We start from the raw sequence: 20,188 nt of genomic DNA on the forward strand, positions 1-20,188 counted from the left end.
AGTGGCATGAAGATTCTCGTGCAAAAATTTGGCGGCACTTCGGTAGCCAATCTGGAGTGCATGAAAAAGGTTCGTGAAAAGGTCCTTGCCGGTCTGGCCAGGGGCAACAAGATGGTGGTGGTGCTGTCTGCCCGTTCGGGCGAGACGAACCGCCTGCTTGCCCTGGCGGATGAATGGTCCAATACGCCGGACAAGGCCGAATGCGATGTGCTGGTTTCCACCGGGGAGCAGGTGTCCATCGCCCTGTTCACCATGCTGCTCAAGGATGCGGGCGTTCGCGCGCGTTCCCTTCTGGGCTGGCAGATTCCCATGACGACGGATGACGACTACGGCCGGGCGCGCATCACGGATATCGACAGCGCGAAGCTGCGTGCCGCGCTGGAAGAATATGACGTGCTGGTCGTGGCCGGTTTTCAGGGTTGCACCGAAGACGGGCGCATCACCACGCTGGGCCGGGGCGGTTCGGATACGTCCGCCGTGGCCCTTGCCGCCGCGCTCGGCTCCGTGGAATGCGAGATCTATACGGATGTGGACGGCGTCTACACCACCGACCCCAACATCTGCTCCACCGCGCGCAAGATGGATCGCGTGGCCTATGAGGAGATGCTCGAAATGGCGAGCATGGGGGCCAAGGTGCTGCACATTCGTTCCGTGGAATTTGCCAAAAAGTACAAAGTGCCGGTACGGGTGCGCTCGACCTTCACGGATGATCCCGGCACCCTAGTTACCCAGGAGGATTCGAGCATGGAAGCTCTTCTTGTATCCGGCATCGCCTACGACAAGGACCAGGCCCGCGTGACCCTGCATGAAGTGCCGGACGTGCCCGGCATCGCGGCCGCCGTTTTTGGCCCGCTCTCCGAAAAGGGCGTGCTGGTGGACATGATCGTGCAGAACACGAGCCTCGACGGCCATACGGACATCACGTTCACCGTCTCCCGCAAGGATCTCAACCAGACCCTGGCCATCATGGACGAAGTGGCCAAGAAGATCGGCGCTTCCGAAGTGGTGCACGACGTCAACGTGGCCAAGGTCTCGGCCATCGGCGTGGGCATGCGCAACCATTCCGGCGTGGCCGCGCGGGCTTTTGCCGCCCTCACGCAGGAAGGCATCAATATCCTGATGATCAGCACCTCGGAGATCAAGATCACCATCCTCATCCAGGAAAAGTATGTGGAGCTTGCCGTGCGCATCCTGCACGATACCTTCGGTCTGGACTGGGACATCAACTAAGGCCTGCTAATCAAGTTTTATACATTATTCCAGCAGGAACCGAAAATTACCCCCGCATGGTCCCTTATCTTGGGAGGCGGGGTTGCCTCGTATCCCTGTCTCTTCCCCTAGCAAAAGCGCGCTGGGGAAGGGATGGGGGGCTTGGGGGGAAGGGGAACTCCTCCCGCGCTGGCGGCGACCGAAAGGCGGCCGCAGGCCGTGTCCGTTAGGCGACGAAGGAGCCTTACGGACATCGACAGCAGAGCGAGGGGTTCCCCTTCCCCCCAAAACAAGCAGCGGAGGCGTTACGGACCCTAGCCGAACGCCCGCCAGCGACGGGACGGCGTGACGCAGCGGCGAGCCGCTGACGCGCCCCGGCGGATACGGGAATCAAGGCCGCGTGAGCGGCCTTTTTCCCGCCGTCTTTATTTTTCATGAAATATTTTATAAAACAAAACCTCAAGAGAAAGGAGAAACCTCATGTCCATCGAACGATTCGGCATCCCCACGGCTCCCGGCGCTCTGCCCTTTGCCAAGGCCGTCGCCGCTGACGGCTGGCTGTTCGTCAGCGGGCAGGTCCCCCGCGACGCTTCCGGGGAGATCGTGAGCGGCAGCATCAGCGTGCAGGCCCGTGTGGCGCTGGACAATCTCAAGGCCGCGCTGGAACTGGCGGGCTACGGTCTTGAGGATGTGGTGCGCGTCACGGTTTTTCTGGATGATCCGCGCGACTTTGCCGGCTTCAACAAGGTGTACGCCCAGTATTTCACGGCGGAGCACGCCCCGGCCAGGGTGTGCGTGCAGGCGGCCATGATGAGCGACCTGCGGGTGGAAGTGGACTGCATCGCCTACAAACAGCCGCAGGGCAAATAGCGCCCGAGGAGCGCCGCGCGAAGGGAACCGGCCGCGGGTCGCTGACGGAACGCGGTTAACCGCAGACTACGAGAGAACGGGGCTGTTCGCGGCGGGGAGTGCAGGAAAAACAGCGGCATTGCCGACGTTGGCAATGCCGCTTTTGCATATCGACCTTCTTTGCCCGCAGCCGTCGGCGCGGGCGGATCTGTCGTCAGGGCTTCTTCCGCTCTATTCCTCGTCTTTGGCGGGCAGCTCCCGACCGCCTTCCTGAAGGCGCTTGAGGAACTTGTCACGGCAGTCATAGCTGCAGAAGCGGTAGACCTTTTCGCCGTCCCGCACGGTGATGCTGTCGTCCACGGAAACGTAGGCTCCACATTCCGGGTCCTTGACCATTTCCCCGGCGGCGACCTTGCGTTCCATCTCGGCGGTGTCTTCCTTCTTGTCCGCCTGCTTCTTTTTCAGGATGTCATTGGCAAACATGCGGTAGAGCACATAGACCGCCACGGCCAGGATAAGCCATTTCCACATAGATACTCCTTAACGGTGGGGGATGCGGCGCGGGCAGCGCGGCAATGCCCCTGTGTAGCACAGGCCTGCCGAAAGGTCACTGAAAAATTGCCCGCCCTTCCCTGCGCCAGACAAGGCTGTCCAGCCACTGGGCGACGCTGCGCCCGTTGACGATGAGATCCGGCGCGAGCTCCGCCAGCGGCGCGAGCACGAAGGCCCGCGCGCACATGCGCGGGTGCGGCAACAGGCAATGGATATCCGCGCTTGTTTCGTTGCCGAAAAGGAGCAGATCCATGTCGATGCTGCGCGGGCCGAAGCGCAGGTCGGGATCACGCCGCCTCCCCAGCGCCGCTTCCATGCCCAGCATGGCGGCCAGCAGCTCGCGCGGCTGCCAGCGGCCCGCGTCCACAGCCAGCTCCAGCACGGTATTCTCAAACCACGGCTGCTCCGCATAGCCCTGCGGTTCGGTGGCGTAGCGGGAGGCGGCCCGCACGAGGCGCAGGCCTTCCAGCCGCTCCAGCGCGGCGCCGGCGGCGTCGAGCATATGCGCGGCATCGGGAGTATTGGAGCCGAGGCTCACATAGACCAGCAGTTCGTCAGCGGACAACATCCATAAAAAATAGCCCAGAACGGGCCGGGCTGTCAAAACGTCGGAGGCTTGCTCCCCCGGCGGAGGCAGGCTACCATAAGGAGATGGAGAAAAGCCTGACCTCCCCCGCCCTGCCCTTTGCCGGACTGCGTGACGCGCTGGCGCGCCTTGTCCCGGTCTGGGCCAATGCCCTTCTGGCCGAGCGGGGACTTTCCGTGCGGACGATGGAAGCCTACCGGCAGGATATGGAGCTCTTCCTCCTCTATCTGGACGAGTGGGACATGGGCCGGGGGGCGGCCTCCTCGCATGCCTTCCAGCTTGGCGAGCAGGACATCATGCTTTTTCTGGCCTGGCTGCGTGCGCGGCAGAACACGGGGCGCAGTCTGGCCCGGCGCTTGTCGGCCCTGCGCAGCTTTTTTGCCTTTGCCGTGGAGGAGAAAGTGCTGCCGGCCAATCCCGCCGCCCTGCTGGAAAGCCCCCGGCTGCCGCAATACCTGCCCGAGGTGCTGAGCCGCGAGGAGATGGAGCGCCTGCTTGCGCAGCCGGATCTGCGCGACAAGTCCGGCCGGAGGGACCGCTGCCTCATGGAGGTGCTGTACGCGGCGGGCCTGCGGGTGTCGGAAGTCTGCGGCCTGACGCTGGAGGACATCGACCTGCAGCGCGGGCTCGTGCGGGTGTTCGGCAAGGGCAGCAAGGAGCGCCTGGTGCCCCTGCATGCCGAGGCGCAGGCCCGGCTGCAGGACTATATCGCCCACTGCCGCCCCGAATTTTCCCCCAACAGCCGTCTGCTTTTCGTCAACCGTTCCGGCAACGGGCTCACGCGGCAATACGTCTGGAAAGCCATCAAGAAATACGCGCTGACGGCGGGCATCCGCCGTGAGATCTCGCCGCATACCTTCCGGCATTCCTTTGCCACGCATCTTTTGGAAGGCGGCGCCGATCTGCGTTCCGTGCAGGTCCTGCTGGGGCATGCCGACATCAGCGCCACCGAGATCTATACCCATGTGCAGGCCGAACGCCTGCGCAGCATCCATCGTGCCCACCATCCCCGGAGCCAGTCCCGATGACAGCCGTTTCCACCCTTGTGACCTGCCACGCCAACGCCGATTTCGATGCCTTTGCCGCCATGCTGGCCGTCCGGCATCTGTACGCGCCCTGCCTGTTGCTGTTCCCGGGCACGCAGGAACGCGGTCTCCAGAAGATCGCCGCCTCCGTGGACAAAGAGCGGTATTCGCTATGCGAAAGCGACGAGATCGACTGGGACGCCGTGACGCGCCTTGTGGTGGTGGATACCCGGCAGCGCGACCGCCTGCAGCATGTGGGCCGCCTGCTGGACCGGGAGGGCATGCGCATCGAGGTCTGGGATCACCACCCCGATTCCGGGGACGATGTGGTGCCCACGGTGACGCACCGGGCCGAAGTGGGCGCGGTGACGAGCCTCATCGTCAAGGCCCTTTCCGTTGCCGACATCCGGCTGGATGCGGACGAGGCCACCCTGTTGGGCCTCGGCATCTACGGCGATACCGGCTCGTTCACCTATTCCTCCACCACGCCGCTGGACTTTGAGAGCGCCGCCTGGCTCCTCACGCAGGGGATGCGCGTCAACGACATCGACGACATGGCCGCGCACGAGCTCACCAGCGTACATGTACGGGCCCTGAACAGCCTGCTGGAGTCGGCCCGCACCTACACCATCAACGGCATCCCCGTGGTCATCGCCGAAGCCTCGATGGAGCATTACCTCGGCGATTTCGCCTATCTGGCCCACCGGCTCATGGAGATGGAGAAGTTTACGGTGCTGTTTGCCGTGGGCCGCATGGAGGACCGCATCCAGGTGGTGGCCCGCAGCCGGACGGAGCTCATCAACGTGGGCGCGGTCTGCGCCGAACTGGGCGGCGGCGGCCACGCCTACGCGGCCTCGGCCTCCGTACGCAACATGATGCTCAACGAGGTGCATGACGCCATCGTACGCAATCTGCGCGGCCAGCTCGGGGAAGACAAGACCGCCAGAGACTACATGTCCACCCCCGCCGTGGGCATCGAGTCGGACAAGACCATCCGCGCGGCCGACGAGCTCATGCTGCATTTCGGCCTCAAGGCCGTCCCCGTCTTCGTGCCCGGCACGCGCCGCTGCTGCGGCCTCCTCGACGCGCAGACGGCCTCACGCGCCCGGCTGCACGGACTGGGCGAGTTCATGGTGGAGAACTACATGCTCCGCACTCCCACCCTGCTGCCGCCGGACGCGCCGCTCAGCGAGCTCTCGGCCATCATCGTGGGCGCGCGGCAGCGTCTTGTGCCCATTATCGAGCATGACGAGGTCATCGGCGTGGTGACGCGCACCGACCTCATCAACGTCTTTGCCAACGAGCCCGTGCAGCTCAAGGAGAACGACCAGCCGGTCATCAAACCGCGCAATGTGGCCAAGCTCATGCGCGACAGGCTCTCGGCGCATACGCGTTCCATCCTGGAGCTGGCCGGCAATCTGGGGCGCAAGCTGGGCCTGCCCGTGTATGTGGTGGGCGGCTTCGTGCGTGACATCCTGCTGGACCGGGACAACGAGGACATCGATCTGGTGGTGGAAGGCAGCGGCATCGAGCTGGCCAAGGCGCTGGCCGAGGCGCTGGACGGGCGCGTGCGCGAGCATCAGAAGTTCATGACCTCGGTGGTCATCTATACCGGCCCGGACGGCGAGGAGCTGCGCATCGACGTGGCCACGGCCCGGCTGGAATACTACGAGTATCCCGCCGCCCTGCCCACGGTGGAGCTTTCCTCCATCAAGATGGATCTGTTCCGGCGGGATTTCACCATCAATGCCCTTGCCATCCGGCTGGACTGCTCCCCCTACGGGCAGATGGTGGACTTTTTCGGCGGCCAGCGGGACATCAAGGACGGGAACATCCGCGTGCTGCATACCCTGAGCTTCGTGGAAGATCCCACGCGCTGCCTGCGGGCCGTGCGCTTTGAACAGCGTTACGGCTTCCATATGGACCCGGCGGCGGAAAAGCTCATCAAGAACGTCCTGTCGCTCAAGCTGCTGGACAAGCTGAGCAGCCCGCGCATCTATCACGAATACAGCCACATGTGCACCGAGCCCAACCCGCCGGCCTGCTTCATCCGCATGGAGGAGCTGGGCTTGCTCAAGGCCATAAGCCCGCAGCTGGCGCTCACGCCCACCCGGCGCGAGACCCTCATGCGCATGCGGGAGATGGTGAGCTGGTATCATCTGCTCTATCTGGAAGAGCCGGTGCAGCACTGGCTGGCCTACTTTCTGGCCCTTTGCCACAACCTCAATTACGAGGACGCCCGCAGCGTCTACGAGCGTTTCGGCCTGCCGCCGCAGCGGCGTCAAGCGGTCTTCCATCTGCGGGAGAAGGCCCGCTATCTGTGCTCTCGTCTGGAGAGTTGGCAGCGCAAGCAGAGCGACGCCCATACGGATGTTTTCGGTTTCTGGAAGATGCTGGAGGGGCTTGAGCTGGAGTTCCTGCTCTATCTCATGGCGGCCACCGACGAGGAGGGCCTGCAGAAGAACTTCTCCCGCTACATCACCCAGTGGCGCAGGGAAAAGGCGGACGTCAGAGGGGCGGACCTCATCGCCCTTGGCCTGCGGCCCGGCCCGCGCTTTACCGAGATCTTGCGGCAGGTGCTGGCGGCCAAGCTCAACGGTACGGCGGTCAGCGGCGAAGCCCAGTGGGAGCTGGCCCGCGACCTTGTGCAGGAAGCGCTGGCCGAAGCCGCCGCGTCCGGGGAGACGGCGGGGAGAAAATAGAAAGATCCCGCGGCCCCCGGCCGCATTCCTGTCAGGGGCGGCGGCCTGCGGGCTTGCCCTCGGCGCGGAGGAGGTGTATAGTCACCAACCATGAAACAGCTCTGGGCGCCGTGGCGCATCGAATATATCCTGGGGCCGAAGCCCGATGCCTGCGTGTTCTGTCTGCCGGACAGCACGGAGGAAGATGAGGAACGCCTCGTCCTGCATCGCGGCGGGCACGCTTTCGTCATCATGAACCGTTATCCCTACAATAACGGGCATATCATGGTCTGTCCCTATCGCCATGTGTCCGAGCTGACGGAACTTTCCCGCGAGGAAGCCCATGACGTCATGGACCTTGTGCAGCGCTGCAGCGGGATCCTCAAGCAGCACTTTAACTGTGAAGGCATCAACGTGGGGCTCAACCTCGGCAAGGCCGCCGGCGCGGGCATAGGCGAGCACCTGCATTTCCATCTTGTGCCCCGCTGGAACGGGGATTCGTCCTTCATCGCCGTCATGGATGACGTGCGGACCGTTCCCCAGCATATCCGCGAAACGTACAAGGCCCTGCGGGCCTGTTTTTAACGAAAAGCGCCATGAGGAGGAGCTATGCGCTTTCTTAAAGTCCTGATTCTGGTTGTGGCAATCTTTCTGGCGCTGGTTTTTCTGTTCCAAAACCAGACGGCCCTGTCTCAGGACATGGTGCTGACGCTGAACCTCTTCTTCATGGAGCCCATGTCCTCCATCCCCCTGCCCCTCTATTTCATGCTCATCGCCGCCTTTGCGCTGGGCGCGCTGCTGTCCGTCTGCTTCCTGGTCTGGGACAAGATGCATGGCACGGCCCGCTTCATGAAGGCCCGCTGGCGCATCAGCCAGCTCGAGCGGGAAGTGGAGAAGCTGCAGAAGCAGCTGACCGCCGAGGGCAAGAAGCAGTCCTTCTTCCAGCGTGCCCGTCAGGACAAGGACGGCGCCGCGCAGGGCAAGCCCGCCGAGAAGCCTGCCGGGACCCCCGCGGACAAGCCCGCCAACACCAAGCCGCTGGAGACCAGCGCCAAGGAAGCCGAGACGGCCGCCCCTGTCGAAGACATCGTGGCGCCCGATCCCGACAAGCCCTAGCAGGGCCACTCATGGTCGTTTTTCAGAGGGGCGGCATCATCTTCTGATGGTGTCGCCCCTTTGCGTCTGTTCCCTCTTTTGCCCGATCCGCCGCCATGTCCGTCACATCCGATACCTCCTCTCCCGCCGTTTCCGCCGTGCAGGCCCCTGCCGGCACAAAGCTCACCCCCATGTTCGAGCAGTACCTGCGCATCAAGGCCGAGCATCCCGATGCCCTGCTCTTCTACCGCATGGGCGACTTTTACGAACTCTTTTTCGACGATGCGGTCACGGCCGCCCGCGAACTGCAGATAGCCCTCACGAGCCGCAGCAAGGACAGCGAGAACCCCGTGCCCATGTGCGGCGTGCCCTGGCACGCGGCGCAGAGCTACCTCGCCCAGCTGGTGGACAAGGGCTACCATGTGGCCATTTGCGATCAGGTGGAGGACCCGCGGCAGGCAAAGGGACTCGTGCAGCGTGCCGTGACGCGGGTGGTGACGCCGGCCACCGTGCTGGACGACGCCAATCTGGACAGCAAGAGCCATAATTATCTTGGCGCGCTGCTGCTGGACGACGGCGGCCGGGGAGGCTTCACCTGGGCGGACATCTCCACCGGCCAGTGGTCGGGCGTGGAACTGCGCCGGGCCAACGAGCTGTGGCAATGGGCGCAGAAGCTGTCCCCGCGGGAACTGCTCGTGCCCGAGGACATGACCCTGCCGCCGCACTGCCTGCTGGAGGGCATCCGGCTGGTGCGGCTGCCGCGTGTGGCCTTCGAGCCGGGCCGGGCCGCGCAGCGTGTGCTCCGGGCTCAGGGCGTGCAGGAACTCCAGGCCCTCGGCCTGCAGGACAAGGAGATGCTCCTGCGGGCCTGCGGCGGTCTGCTGCATTATCTGGAGCAGACGCAGAAGCGCCTTCCCGAACATCTTTTGCCCTTCCAGCCGCTCGATCTGGGGCGGCGCATGCTCGTCGATGACGTGACGGAGCGCAACCTGGAGATCTTTTCGCGCCTGAACGGCCGCAAGGGCAAGGGGACGCTGCGGCATGTGCTCGATCAGACCATGACCCCTATGGGCGGGCGTCTGCTGGAGGATATGCTGCGGCACCCGTGGCGGGAGCGCGGGCCCATCGTGCGCATCCAGGACGCCGTGGCCTTCTTGCATGGCGATGATGTCCGGCGGGAGCGCCTGCGCGAAGCGCTGGATGCCGTCTACGACATCGAGCGGCTTTCCACGCGCATCACGCTGGAGCGCGCCACGCCGCGCGATTTCATCGCCCTGCGCAACAGTCTTGCGGCGCTGCCGCATGTGTACGCGGCCCTGACCTCGCCGGCGGACGGACAGTACGCCACCGAGACGCAGAGCCTTGGCAACGATCTGCCCGCCGCCCTGCATGAGCTCTGCGCCGGCTGGGATTCGCTGGAAGACTGCGCGGAACTGCTGACGCAGGCCCTCGTGGACAGTCCGCCCACGGTCATCACGGACGGCGGTCTGTTCAAGCCCGGCTACCATGCGGATCTGGACAGCCTCATGGATCTTGTGGAGCATGGCGAGCAGAAACTTCAGGAAATGCTTGAAGAGGAGCAGCGCGCCACGGGCATCGGCAAGCTCAAACTCGGCTATAACCGCGTGTTCGGCTATTTTTATGAAGTCAGCAAGGCCGCCCATTCCGGCCCCCTGCCCGACCACTTCATCCGGCGGCAGACGCTCGCCAATGCCGAGCGCTTCACGACCCCCGCCCTCAAGGAGCTGGAAGAACGGCTTCTTTCCGCTTCGGACAGGCGCAAGGAGCTGGAGTATTCCCTCTTCGTGTCCCTGCGGGCGCATATGGCCGCCCAGCGGGAGCGCCTGCTGCATATGGCGGATGTGCTGGCCCAGCTGGACTACTGGCAGGCGCTGGCCCATGTGGGGCGGCGCAACGGCTGGTGCCGTCCCGTGCTTGAGGATTCCACGCAGCTCTTCCTGCGCGAAGGACGCCATCCGGTGGTGGAAGCCATGGTGGGCGGCGCCAACTTTGTGCCCAATACCGTGGTGCTGGACGACAGACGGCGGCTCTGCCTGCTCACGGGGCCCAATATGGCGGGCAAGTCCACTGTCTTGCGGCAGGTGGCCATCATCTGCCTGCTGGCCCAGATGGGCAGCATGGTGCCGGCTGCCGAAGCCCGCATAGGCCTTGTGGACAGGCTGTTCTCCCGGGTGGGCGCGTCGGACAATCTGGCGCAGGGGCAGAGCACCTTCATGGTGGAGATGATGGAGACCGCCCGCATCCTGCGGCAGGCCACCCGGCGCAGCCTGGTCATCCTGGACGAAATCGGCCGCGGCACCAGCACTTATGACGGTGTGGCTCTGGCCTGGGCCGTGGTGGAAAATCTGGCCGGCCGTCTTGACGGCATCCGCACCCTCTTTGCCACGCACTACCATGAACTGACCGCCCTGGAAGGGAACATCCCCGGCGTCTTCACCATGAACATCGCCATCCGGGAGCATAACAACGAGATCCTGTTCCTGCATCGTCTGGTCCCCGGCCCGTCCGACCGCAGTTACGGCGTGGAGGTGGCCCGCCTGGCCGGTGTGCCCGCTCCCGTGGTACAGCGGGCGCGCGCCATCCTGGCCGAACTGGAGCGCGGCAAGAGCGGGCGGCGCGGCGAAGGCCCCGTCTCCCTTGCCCTGCCCGGCCTGGAGCTGCCGGAAGCCTCCCCGGCAAAAAAGAGCAAGGGCACGGTCACCGTCGATCCGCATGACGCCTGCCGGGCACAGCCGCAGGAACATCCCCTCGTCCTGCTGCTGCGGGACGTGGAGCCGGAGAAGCTGACCCCGCTGGAAGCCCTCCGGCTGGTGACGGAATGGAAACAGCTCTGGGGCATGCCGCCACGCCCGACTGACGAAAGGGAAAGCGAAGCACCCGCGGGTCAGGAAACGGACGGCAAGACGGAACTTTCCTACGCCGTGCCGCCTTCCGGGGCGGCGAGTGGGGACGAACCGCCGTTTTAGGCGCAGGATGCTGCACAGGGGCTTGTGTGGACTGTTCGCCCCCTGTCCAGTCCTTGCCGGGCAAGCGGCATGGTCTGTGCCGGTCTGATTTTTTCCAGCGCGGCAGGGAACATGCCGCAGGAGGCCCCGTCATCCAGTACAGCGGTCGAAAGTGCCCGCATGCCCTGACGGGAAAAGGAAACGACGCATGAGTCAACCCAATCCGTGGAGCGTCATCCAGTCCATTGCCGAACAGCGCATTGCCGAAGCGCAGCAACAGGGCGCATTCGACAATCTGCCCGGGGCGGGCCGCCCGCTGCAGCTGGAGGATGACAGCCATATCCCGCCGGAGCTGCGTATGGCCTACAAGGTGCTGCGCAATGCCGGCTGCCTGCCGCCGGAGATGCAGGATCGCAAGGACATCGCCAATCTGGCGGACATGCTGGAACAATGCGAGGATGAGCAGGAGCGCGTGCGCCAGATGCAGAAACTCCGCATGCTCATCATGCGCGCCAAAACTCGCCACGAGCGGGTGCTGCATCTGGATGACGAGCAGTATTACGATCGGCTGCTGGACCGGCTTTCCCGCAAGACGGCAGCCGGGAAAACAGGCGGGAAGAACGTCTGATCCGCTCTTGCCGGCGTACCTGCGCTGGCGTGGAGAAGCCTGCTCCGCAGCGTGACAGGAAGGGATATGTTTTCCATAAAGTTCGTGCGTAGCGTGAAATGGGTGTTCGTATTCCTTCTGCTCTATGTGTCGTTGGGCACAAATTTTTGGGGCAATATAGGAGCGCTCGTTGCGAGCCGGGGATACTTCATCCCGAAAGAGTCTTCTCTTTTTACCTTTTCCGTTACATTGGACAATATAGGCAATGGCGAATACTGGCTGTATGGGGAAGATGATGCCTTCTACTATTATGCCGGCGTGATGCCTTATGCCGTCATGGCAAAGGATGTGCCCTGTCCCGGTCTGGACAAGCTGGATTACAGGACATGGTGCGGCGTAGCCGTGCCGGAGCATGACGGCTACCCTCAATGACCCTCCTCGCCTCGTTTTCGGGCTGAGAGCGGCTTCACATGGAAAGTGTGCCCAATTTCCATGCGGATGCTCTCACACTACGGAAAAAACGCGGTTTTTCCGTTTGGTTTGAGCCGGGCGGCGCTGTGCCGCCGCCTCGCGTTTCACCCTTTTCAAAGGAGAAACGCTCTATTATGCCGGCGTGATGCCCTATGCCGTCATGGCAAAGGATGTGCCCTGTCCCGGTCTGGACAAGCTGGATTACAGGACATGGTGCGGCGTAGCCGTGCCGGAGCATGACGGCTACCCTCAATGACCCTCCTCGCCTCGTTTTCGGGCTGAGAGCGGCTTCACATGGAAAGTGTGCCCAATTTCCATGCGGATGCTCTCACACTACGGAAAAAACGCGGTCTTTCCGTTTGGTCTGGGCCGGGCGGCGCTGTGCCGCCGCCTCGCCTGTTATCTTGTTCAAAGATAAAACGCTCTATGCCTTCCGTCCCGGTTGCCGGGCATCGCCAGGCAGGCGGATGCACATGTCCGCGTCCCAGAGGCTGCGGTAGCCCCAGAGCAGCGCGCTGAGCACCGTCAGGCAGACAGTGGCGCAAATGGCCATCATGATGCTGCCCTGATACAGGATGGCCGTGGCCGGGTCCGCCCCGGCGAGAATCTGGCCGGTCATCATGCCCGGCAAGAAGACGATGCCCATGCCCAGCATGGAGTTGAGCGTGGGCAGGAGCGCCGTTTCCAGCGCCGTGCGAACCAGCGGAAAGAGGATGCGCTGTGGGCGCACACCCAGATTGACCAGAGTGCGGATGCGCGTCTGCTGCCCCTGCAGGGACGTTTCAAAGCTCTTGAGCGCCAGACTGAGGCCGGTCATGGCGTTACCCATGAGCATCCCCCCAGCGGGATGGCGTACTGCGGATCAAGGGCATTTTGCCGTGCGATGCAGGTCACGAAAAAAATGGTGGAAAGCAGGCCGCAACAGGCAAGGCAGCAGGACACGCAGCGGGCAAAACGCCGGTTGAGCTGTGGGTGGCGTCCCAGTACGGTGCGGATGGTGAAGCCGGTCATGAGAGCCAGATAGGCGGCCGTCAGCAGCGGATGCGGATGGGCGAACAGCCAGGTCAGCACGAAACCGGCCAGGATGAGCTGCAGGGTCATGCGCAGGCCGGCCATGAAGAGGAGGCGCGTCTGCGCGATACGGCAGGCCTTCATGATGCCGCCGACCATGAGCAGCAGGACGTAAGCCAGAAGAAAGGGGAATATCTGGGCGATCAGCGCGGATTCCATGTCATCTTCCGTGGTTGTGGGGCAAGGGGGGGACGGTTCAGGCAAGCTCCAGCAGGTTGCCGGCAAAGCGGGCCGTCAGTTCCCGGTCATGACTGACGAGGATGACGCTCATGCCGTGCTGCGCGGCGAAGTCGCGCAGGTTCGTCATGAAGCGGCGGGCCGTGCCGGCGTCGAGGGCCGATGTCGGCTCGTCCAGCAGCAGGACGCGCGGCACGAGGGAAAGGCATATGGCCAGGAAGACCCGCTGGCGCTCCCCGCCGGAGAGCGTGCCGCAGGGACTGTCCACGGGCAGATCACATGCGCAGAGGTCAAGGAAGCGGCGCATGCCCCCCTGCTGCGGCTCCGACATGTCGCGCAGCGCGTAGAACTCCCGGAAATTGTCGGCTATGCTGCCGTCGAAAAGAAAGACGTCCTGCCCGGCAAGCAGGATCTCGTGCCTGACCTCAAGCGGGTCACAGTCGCGGATGTCCCGGCCGTCAAGGCGCACATGGCCTGTGGCGGGGACGAGCGTCCGGTTGCAGAGACGCAGCAGGGTGCTCTTGCCGCAGCCGCTGGGGCCGCAGATGATGTTGATGCCCTCTCGCTCAAAGGCGACGTCAGGATAGCGAATCCCGGCAAAGGAAAGATCGTGGGTGGTCAGTATGGGCTGCAGGGACGGGGGCGGGACATCACAGGACATTTCCTCCTGCCATGATGGGATGGATCGAGCGGGGGCAGCGCCGGCGGCCGTACCTGCCCTCCGAAGCGGGAGCGTTACGCATTTTCCGCCGCCTGTTCCCAGCGGCTAAAATCCAGCTCGCTTGCTGCCCCACCCTCTCCGTCAAGCAGGCGTGACGCCCGCTCCCGTATGGCGGCCTCAATGAGCGTCAGCCGCCGCGGAGAAAGGTTATAGCGGGGATGCCGCTTCAGCCTGACGTGCAGCAGGCGGCCCAGGCCTTCACGATGGCGGTCTTTCAGGCAGGCCTTTGCCACGGAAAAAAAGTCGCTGTAGCAGGCGGGCGTCTGGGCATCCGCAAACGCAAGAAAGGCCTGCCTGCTCTCCAGTTCGGCCTGAGCGGCAAAGTTGAACAGGGAGTTGCCGTGATCGAAAAACGGCGCCGGCCCGGTCAGGCGGTTGTTTTCCGATGCGACGAGAAAGCCGAAGTTGCCCAGATGCCGGTCGGTATTGCCGATGACCGCATCAAGGACGAACATGTCTTCCAGGGCTGACCTGCATTCCTGCCCAAGCCCTGCATAGTGGTCGATGACGGCCTGCATGCCCCCACTTTGCACGATCTGCCCGACAGGCACGAATCCGCTTTCCTTGCTGGTGAACAACTCGCAGCGGGAACAGAGCGTTTCTTTCCATCGGGTCAGCGTATAGGGAATGGCGTTGACGCCCAGCAACTGGGCGACCTGCCATGCATAATACTCCGAGTAGGGTTCGTTGCCGGTATTGGATGCGCCTTCCGTCCCACCCTTGTACAGGAAGATCTTTCCTGACAGTCTCCGCCAGCACTTGGGGAGCATGCCGTTGGTCGTGAATTCGGGACTGGATGCCACGGGGCCGCGCACGGCGCTTCCCTCGCCGGTAAAGGCCATATGGGCCAGCAGTTCGCTGAATTTGTTGTCGTAAAGGTTGCACCGCGCAAAGCTTTGGGTGAAATCGGCGCGGACGACCCAGTAGCTGTCATTAAGCGACAGTCCCTTGCTGACGTCCATGATGGCCAGTGTGGCATTGGGTGACAAGCCGAGTTTGGCCAGAAAGGAGTGGATGAAGGCCCTGTTCCTGGGGAGTTTACGAGAACGCAGCCAGCGGGCCACGCCCGTATTGCTCGCCTCCATCCCCAGCGGCAGCAGCGGCAAGGCTGCCTGCTCCATGCGGGTTATGCTGACTTTGGGCATGTCGCCCGTATCGACAGCGGAAAATCGGATCAGCTCCCTGTCAAAGAGTTTCAAAATATAGTCAGCCATATCTGCTCCATCGGGGCTTCCGCTTTGCCGGCAAGAGGATATGCTCCCTGCGCTTGCCCGTCTGTTTTTTTGCGAACGCCCTCGACTATCCCGTTTCGCTCTCATGAGGAAAGCCGCTGGGGAAGGGAAAGCCCTGCCGCGCCGGCAGCGACCCGACGGGCGGCCGCAGGGCCGCGCCCGTTAGGCGACGCGGGAGCCTTACGGGCATCGACAGCAGAGCGCGACCGAAAGGCGGCCCGCAGGGCCGTGCCCGTTAGGCGACGCGGGAGCCTTACGGGCATCGACAGCAGAGCGAGGGGTTCCCCTTCCCCCCCAAGGAAATCGCAAGAGTGTCAACAGGCGCTAAAACAGGTCGGCGTCCGCCGGCATGCGCTCCCAGCAGATGCGTCCTTTTTTGCGGAACTTCCGCAGCAGGACGTAGATGCTGCCGGGGCCGCCGTCGTGCGGCTGGGCGGTGCAGAAGGCCAGCACGACGCGCTTGAAGGGATCCTGCGTCAGCCAGGTTTGCAGCTTGCCGCGCAGGATGCCTACGCCGTCCGGCGAATTCTTGCCGCGCCCGGGCACCAGCAGCACCGTGCGCAGGCCTTTGTACCAGGCGCCGCGCATGAAGCCGCGCAGTGTCTCGAAGGCCTGCAGGACGTTGAGGCCGTGCAGGTCAAGGTGCGCCTCCGGGCTGAGCGAGCCGGAGCGCAGTTTGCCCATGATGAGCGGGTCCAGGCCCACCACATGCCCTTCCAGATATTCGTCCGTGAAGGAAAGCGCGAATTCGAGTTTGCCGTCCAGAAAGTCCTGCAGGGAGGTGTCCGCCGCGGGCGGCGGCGACTGGGGATTGACGGCAGGGGCCACGGCCCTTCCCTTGCCCGCCAGAGGAGCGACCTGCTTCATGGCCAGCAGGAAGGCGTCTTCCTCGTCCGCAGGGCGGTTCTCCGGGGCGGCGGCCGGTGCGGACGCCTCCTGCCGGGCGGCTGGCTGGGGAGTTTGGGCGGACGTGCCGCCGGCGTTCCGGCGGGTCTTCTTCATCTTTTCCGTGAGGTTTCCCTGCTCGTCGAGCGAAAAGCCCCGCCGTCCCGCAGGGCTGGGGGGCGTTTTTTCCACACGCGACATGGCCGACAGGAACAGGGCCGCGTCGGCGTCGTCATCCGTGGGAGCCTGTTTCTTTCCGCCGCTGCGGGATGCGGAACGGACATTGCCGGACGCGCGCTCCGCAGCGCTCTGCTTTCCCCGGCGAGGGAAGGCGCTCTGATCAAGCGCGGCAAAGGGATTGTTGAAACGGGAATTGCCGGTATCGTCGGAATGAGCCTTGTGGGACATGGCGAAGCCCTTCGGACAAAAAAGCCGCGGGCGGAGCCGCGGCTTTTTCAGGTTCTGATGGAAGAGTTATTGTGCCGCGGCGGGCGCTTCCGCCGCAGGCGCGCCTTGTGCGCCCTCGGCTGCCGGAGCGGCGGCAGGAGCCTGGGGAGCGGCCGGAGCGCTGTCCTCGATGCTGACCGGCGGCGTGCTGAGGATCTGGGACTCGTCGGAGGCCCTGCGCGGGCTGGTGACGAAGGTATAGCTCAGGGACGTGATGACGAAGATGACCGCCATGAACGCCGTCAGCTTGGCAAGGATGCCGCCTGCGCCGGCGCTGCCGAACACGGAGGTGCTGCCGCCTCCCCCGAAGATGACGCCCATCCCCTCCTTGCCCGCCTGCAGGAGGATGAGAATGACAAGGAGAACGCAAACAATGATGTGAAGCGTTAAGATAAGGGTTTCCACTGCTTCCTCCGGGAAGTCCTGCCTTCAGGCAGTACCTGAAGTTTTACGGCGTGCTGCACCGACGCCGGCGGGGATTAGGCAAAGATGATCTGGGCGAAAGAATCCGCGTCCAAAGAAGCGCCTCCTACCAGAAGGCCGTCCACATTGTCAAGGGCGAGCAGGCCGGCGGCATTGCCGGGCTTGACGCTGCCGCCATACAGCAGCGGCGTGCTCTCCCCTGCCGCGCCGATGACCTCGCGCAGCAGCTCGCGGGCAAGGGCATGGGCCTCGCCGGCCTCTTCCGGGCCGGCCACCTTGCCGGTGCCGATGGCCCAGACCGGTTCGTAGGCTACGGCCAGGCGGCTGACGTCGGCCGGAGCGATCTCCGCCAGACCCGCCTGAAGCTGGCGCTGCAACACGGCGCGCAGCTGGCCGCTCTCCCGTTCGGCAAGGGTCTCGCCGATGCAGAGCATGACGGAAAGGCCCTGCGCAAGGGCGAAGGCCGTCTTGCGGCCCACCAGCTCGTCGCTTTCCAGCAGGACGTGGCGGCGCTCGGAATGGCCCGTCAGCACCCAGGAGGCCCCAGCGTCACGCAGCATGCCGGGCGAGATCTCGCCGGTAAAGGCGCCCTCCGCGGCGGGATAGACGTCCTGGGCGCCGGTGGCCGCACAGGCGGTCCCCGCCAGGGCGGCGGCCACTTCGGCAATGGCCGTGAACGGCGGATACACGATGACCTGCCGCCCCTCGGGCTGCTTTTCCGTCAGGTGGCGGGCCAGCGCGGTGGCCGTTTCCCGGGCTTCGGCCCGGGTCTTGTACATTTTCCAGTTGGCGGCAATAATTTTTTGCATGATGGGCATCCATTCAGTCCCTGACAAGGCGCTCATAGATCAGGGCGTCCTCGTCCGGGGCGCGGTAGTAGTTGCGGCGTCGCCCCACCGGGCGAAAATCAAAGCTTTCGTACAGGCCGATGGCCGGGATATTGCTTTCTCGCACTTCCAGCAAACTCTTTTTGATACCCATTTTCCCCGCAACTTGCAAGGCCATTCCCAGGACCCGGCGTCCCAGTCCCTGCCTGCGCCGCTCCGGCGTCACGGCGATATTGAGTATTTCCAGTTCATCGGCGCTGTGGTAAAAGGAAATGTAGGCCGCTAGCCCGGCCGTTTTTTGCATCAGTCCGAAGGCGGCAAAAGCCGGCTGCCGGAAGGCGGCGAGGCATTGTTCCGCTGTCCAGGGCTGGCTGAAGCAGCGTTTTTCCAGGCTGAACATGGCCTGTGCGTCGTCGGCGCACAGGCGGCGGAATGTCAGATCCGTTTCAGGTGTGATCATGCGGAATCGTCCCTTGCTGGCGGGCACGCACTCCCTGCTGGAAGTCGTCGATGCCCGCAATCGTCCTTTTTGCCGTCTTGCCGGGCGCCTCGTGCGGGAGCAGCGGCTCGCCCATCGGGAAGTCTGCCTGCTGGTGCAGGAGAGGGAGACCATCTTGCTGGCCGCCGGCCCGCAGGGCTGGGATTTCTTTGCCCGCAGCCCCGTGCCCGCCGGCGCATCCCTGCAGGAGAGCGCCGAGGCGCTGGCCCTGCGGCTGGAGCTTGGGCCCTGCCGCCTGCGCGAGCTGGGCACGCTGCCGCCCTGCCCGGCCACGGAGCAGGCCTTTGTGACCCTGTTCGCGCTGCGGATCACCCCTTCCCGGCTGCGCCTGCTGGCCGAGGATACCGCCACGCGCCTGCCGCTGGATCAGGAGGAGTTCCGGGGACTGGCGCGGCATGGCGGCGATCTGCTTTCTCCGCTTGTGCGCTATGCCGTTCTGGAAAGCGATCTGCTGGGCTGAACCGCTTGCCCTGTCCGCGCTGTCCGTCTTGCCCGTTTCGTCCGTCGTGTTCGCTTGCTTTTAGGGGCTGTTAACACTATTCACTGTCTGTTTGGGGGGAAGGGGAACCCCTCGCTCTGCTGTCGATGCCCGTAACTTCCTGCGTCGTAACGGGCACGGCCCTACGGGCCGCCTTTCGGTCGCGCTCTGCTGTCGATGTCCGTAAGGCTCCTTCGTCGCCCAACGGACACGGCCCTCCGGGCCGCCTTTCGGTCGCCGCCGGCGCGGGAGGGGGGCTCCTTCCCCCCAAGCCCCCCCATCCCTTCCCCAGCGCGCTTTTACCGGGGGAAGAGTCAGGGAAACGAGGCAACCCCGCCTCTATGACAAGCGGAGCGTGTCGGGGCGATAAGAATTATCTATTGAAATTATTTGTAAAATTAGTGTTAACAGGCCCTAGAACATTTTCAGTTTGCAAACTATACGGCCCGGCATTTCACGGAAAAAACGCGGTTTTTCCGCTTGGTTTCGGCCGGACGGCGCTGTGCTCGCCGCCTCGTGTCCCTGATTCTTCCCCCCCCAGACAAACAGCCAATAGCGCCACAGGCCCTAGCCGTGCGGGCAGGCCTGCGCGGCCGACTGCAGCAGATCGCGCATGGCCGCATGCACATGGCCGTTGCTGGCCAGGATCTCGTCTCCGAAGCGGTAGGGAGCGCCGTCGCTGCGGCTTATCCGGCCCCCGGCCTCGGTGACGAGCAGGATGCCCGCCGCCACGTCCCAGGGCTTGAGTCCCTTCTCGAAATAGGCGTCCAACTGGCCGGAAGCCACATAGGCCAGGTCGATGGAAGCCGCCCCCATGCGCCGCAGGTTCTGCACCTGCGGCAGGACGGCGGCGAGCTGCGCGAGGATGTGCGGCAGATCTTCCTGTATGGCGTACGGGATGCCCGTGGCCACCAGGCTGTCCGTCAGGCGTTCCGCGCCGCTGACGGAGAGGCGGACGCCGTTACGGAAGGCTCCGCCGCCGCGGCATGCCCGGTAGCATTCATGCAGCATGGGCACGTTGACGATGCCCAGCAAGGGTTCTCCCTTGTCCCAGAGAGCGACGGACGTGCCCACATGGGGCAGGCGGTGGACGAAGTTGGTCGTGCCGTCCACCGGGTCGATGATCCAGCACAGGCCGTCCGTCCCCGGCCCGGAGGCGTCGCCCTCCTCGGCAAGGATGCCCGCCTGCGGCAGGAGCTGCTGCAGCTCCTGTACGAGGAAGGCCTCCACGGCCTCGTCGGTCTCGGTGACGAGATCGATACGGCCCTTGTGGCGGACATGGCTGGGATGCCGCCAGTGCTCAAGGATGATGTCGCCGCTGCGGCGTACCAAGGCCTCCACCTTGTCCGTGAGGGCGGACAGGTTGCAGGAAAGATCGTACATGGCG

At 64.2% G+C, this 20,188-nt stretch carries 18 protein-coding genes and 2 pseudogenes; 10 read left to right on the forward strand and 10 right to left on the reverse strand.

All coding sequences use genetic code 11. The features are described from left to right. The first annotated feature begins 6 nt into the window (after positions 1 to 6). Together Q0K12_RS00620 and Q0K12_RS00625 are read left to right on the forward strand one after the other, a co-directional pair. A complete protein-coding gene (locus Q0K12_RS00620) occupies positions 7 to 1,230 on the forward strand; it encodes an aspartate kinase (protein ID WP_297259462.1) in 1,224 nt (407 codons plus the stop codon). Between the two features lie 459 nt (positions 1,231 to 1,689). Further along, a complete protein-coding gene (locus Q0K12_RS00625) occupies positions 1,690 to 2,079 on the forward strand; it encodes a RidA family protein (protein WP_297259464.1) in 390 nt (129 codons plus the stop codon). 210 nt (positions 2,080 to 2,289) lie between these two features. Here Q0K12_RS00625 and Q0K12_RS00630 read toward each other — a convergent pair whose 3' ends face one another. Next, positions 2,290 to 2,589 (reverse strand): TRASH domain-containing protein, encoded by a 300-nt coding sequence (locus tag Q0K12_RS00630; protein WP_297259466.1) that lies wholly within the window; start codon positions 2,587 to 2,589, stop codon positions 2,290 to 2,292. 76 nt (positions 2,590 to 2,665) lie between these two features. Next, the gene (gene folK, locus Q0K12_RS00635; RefSeq protein ID WP_297259468.1) at positions 2,666 to 3,178 is read right to left on the reverse strand and encodes a 2-amino-4-hydroxy-6-hydroxymethyldihydropteridine diphosphokinase; all 513 of its coding nucleotides are present in this window, start codon (positions 3,176 to 3,178) and stop codon (positions 2,666 to 2,668) included. An 83-nt stretch (positions 3,179 to 3,261) separates the two neighbouring features. On the opposite strand from folK, the gene xerD reads away from it, so the two are divergent. The 7 genes and pseudogenes from xerD (at position 3,262) to Q0K12_RS00670 (ending at position 12,002) form a co-directional block, all read left to right on the forward strand. After that, positions 3,262 to 4,224: a site-specific tyrosine recombinase XerD gene (gene xerD / locus Q0K12_RS00640; protein WP_297259469.1), complete on the forward strand. Its 963-nt coding sequence runs from the start codon at positions 3,262 to 3,264 to the stop codon at positions 4,222 to 4,224. Continuing rightward, positions 4,221 to 6,923 carry a CBS domain-containing protein gene (locus Q0K12_RS00645; RefSeq protein ID WP_297259471.1) on the forward strand — a complete coding sequence of 901 codons (2,703 nt, stop codon included), beginning with the start codon at positions 4,221 to 4,223 and terminating at the stop codon, positions 6,921 to 6,923. Before xerD ends, Q0K12_RS00645 begins: the two co-directional genes overlap by 4 nt. A gap of 90 nt (positions 6,924 to 7,013) precedes the next feature. After that, positions 7,014 to 7,487 carry an HIT domain-containing protein gene (locus tag Q0K12_RS00650; protein WP_297259473.1) on the forward strand — a complete coding sequence of 158 codons (474 nt, stop codon included), beginning with the start codon at positions 7,014 to 7,016 and terminating at the stop codon, positions 7,485 to 7,487. Positions 7,488 to 7,511: 24 nt separating this feature from the next. After that, positions 7,512 to 8,018 carry a LapA family protein gene (locus Q0K12_RS00655; RefSeq protein WP_297259474.1) on the forward strand — a complete coding sequence of 169 codons (507 nt, stop codon included), beginning with the start codon at positions 7,512 to 7,514 and terminating at the stop codon, positions 8,016 to 8,018. Positions 8,019 to 8,188: 170 nt separating this feature from the next. Then, positions 8,189 to 10,855: pseudogene (gene mutS, locus Q0K12_RS00660) on the forward strand (DNA mismatch repair protein MutS); the annotation flags it as partial. Between the two features lie 316 nt (positions 10,856 to 11,171). Continuing rightward, complete coding sequence (locus Q0K12_RS00665) at positions 11,172 to 11,591, forward strand: DnaJ family domain-containing protein (RefSeq protein ID WP_297259475.1); 420 nt, start codon at positions 11,172 to 11,174, stop codon at positions 11,589 to 11,591. A 66-nt stretch (positions 11,592 to 11,657) separates the two neighbouring features. Then, positions 11,658 to 12,002, forward strand: a complete 345-nt coding sequence (locus tag Q0K12_RS00670) for a hypothetical protein (RefSeq protein ID WP_297259477.1) — start codon at positions 11,658 to 11,660, stop codon at positions 12,000 to 12,002. Positions 12,003 to 12,465: 463 nt separating this feature from the next. Here the strand turns inward: Q0K12_RS00670 and Q0K12_RS12415 are convergent. The 7 genes and pseudogenes from Q0K12_RS12415 to rimI form a co-directional block, all read right to left on the reverse strand. Then, positions 12,466 to 13,271, reverse strand: a pseudogene (locus Q0K12_RS12415) (ABC transporter permease). Between the two features lie 37 nt (positions 13,272 to 13,308). Beyond that, positions 13,309 to 13,950, reverse strand: coding sequence for an ABC transporter ATP-binding protein (locus tag Q0K12_RS00685; protein WP_297259482.1), 642 nt, complete (start codon positions 13,948 to 13,950; stop codon positions 13,309 to 13,311). A 74-nt stretch (positions 13,951 to 14,024) separates the two neighbouring features. Further along, positions 14,025 to 15,224: an XRE family transcriptional regulator gene (locus tag Q0K12_RS00690; protein WP_297259483.1), complete on the reverse strand. Its 1,200-nt coding sequence runs from the start codon at positions 15,222 to 15,224 to the stop codon at positions 14,025 to 14,027. A 342-nt stretch (positions 15,225 to 15,566) separates the two neighbouring features. Further along, positions 15,567 to 16,535, reverse strand: coding sequence for a Smr/MutS family protein (locus Q0K12_RS00695; protein WP_297259485.1), 969 nt, complete (start codon positions 16,533 to 16,535; stop codon positions 15,567 to 15,569). Positions 16,536 to 16,601: 66 nt separating this feature from the next. Beyond that, positions 16,602 to 16,979 carry a preprotein translocase subunit SecG gene (gene secG / locus Q0K12_RS00700; RefSeq protein ID WP_297259487.1) on the reverse strand — a complete coding sequence of 126 codons (378 nt, stop codon included), beginning with the start codon at positions 16,977 to 16,979 and terminating at the stop codon, positions 16,602 to 16,604. A 74-nt stretch (positions 16,980 to 17,053) separates the two neighbouring features. After that, the gene (gene tpiA, locus Q0K12_RS00705) at positions 17,054 to 17,806 is read right to left on the reverse strand and encodes a triose-phosphate isomerase (protein ID WP_297259489.1); all 753 of its coding nucleotides are present in this window, start codon (positions 17,804 to 17,806) and stop codon (positions 17,054 to 17,056) included. Between the two features lie 13 nt (positions 17,807 to 17,819). Continuing rightward, positions 17,820 to 18,284 (reverse strand): ribosomal protein S18-alanine N-acetyltransferase, encoded by a 465-nt coding sequence (rimI, locus tag Q0K12_RS00710; RefSeq protein ID WP_297259492.1) that lies wholly within the window; start codon positions 18,282 to 18,284, stop codon positions 17,820 to 17,822. Between rimI and Q0K12_RS00715 the strand changes: the two genes are divergently transcribed. Beyond that, positions 18,283 to 18,783, forward strand: a complete 501-nt coding sequence (locus Q0K12_RS00715; RefSeq protein WP_297259494.1) for an NUDIX hydrolase — start codon at positions 18,283 to 18,285, stop codon at positions 18,781 to 18,783. The two genes, rimI and Q0K12_RS00715, sit on opposite strands and share 2 nt — an antisense overlap. Before the next feature lie 585 nt (positions 18,784 to 19,368). Here the strand turns inward: Q0K12_RS00715 and Q0K12_RS00720 are convergent. Next, complete coding sequence (locus Q0K12_RS00720) at positions 19,369 to 20,184, reverse strand: inositol monophosphatase family protein (RefSeq protein ID WP_297259495.1); 816 nt, start codon at positions 20,182 to 20,184, stop codon at positions 19,369 to 19,371. Between the last annotated feature and the right edge of the window lie 4 nt (positions 20,185 to 20,188).

It is taken from the genome of uncultured Desulfovibrio sp. (assembly GCF_944324525.1).
Classification (GTDB): Bacteria; Desulfobacterota; Desulfovibrionia; order Desulfovibrionales; family Desulfovibrionaceae; genus Desulfovibrio.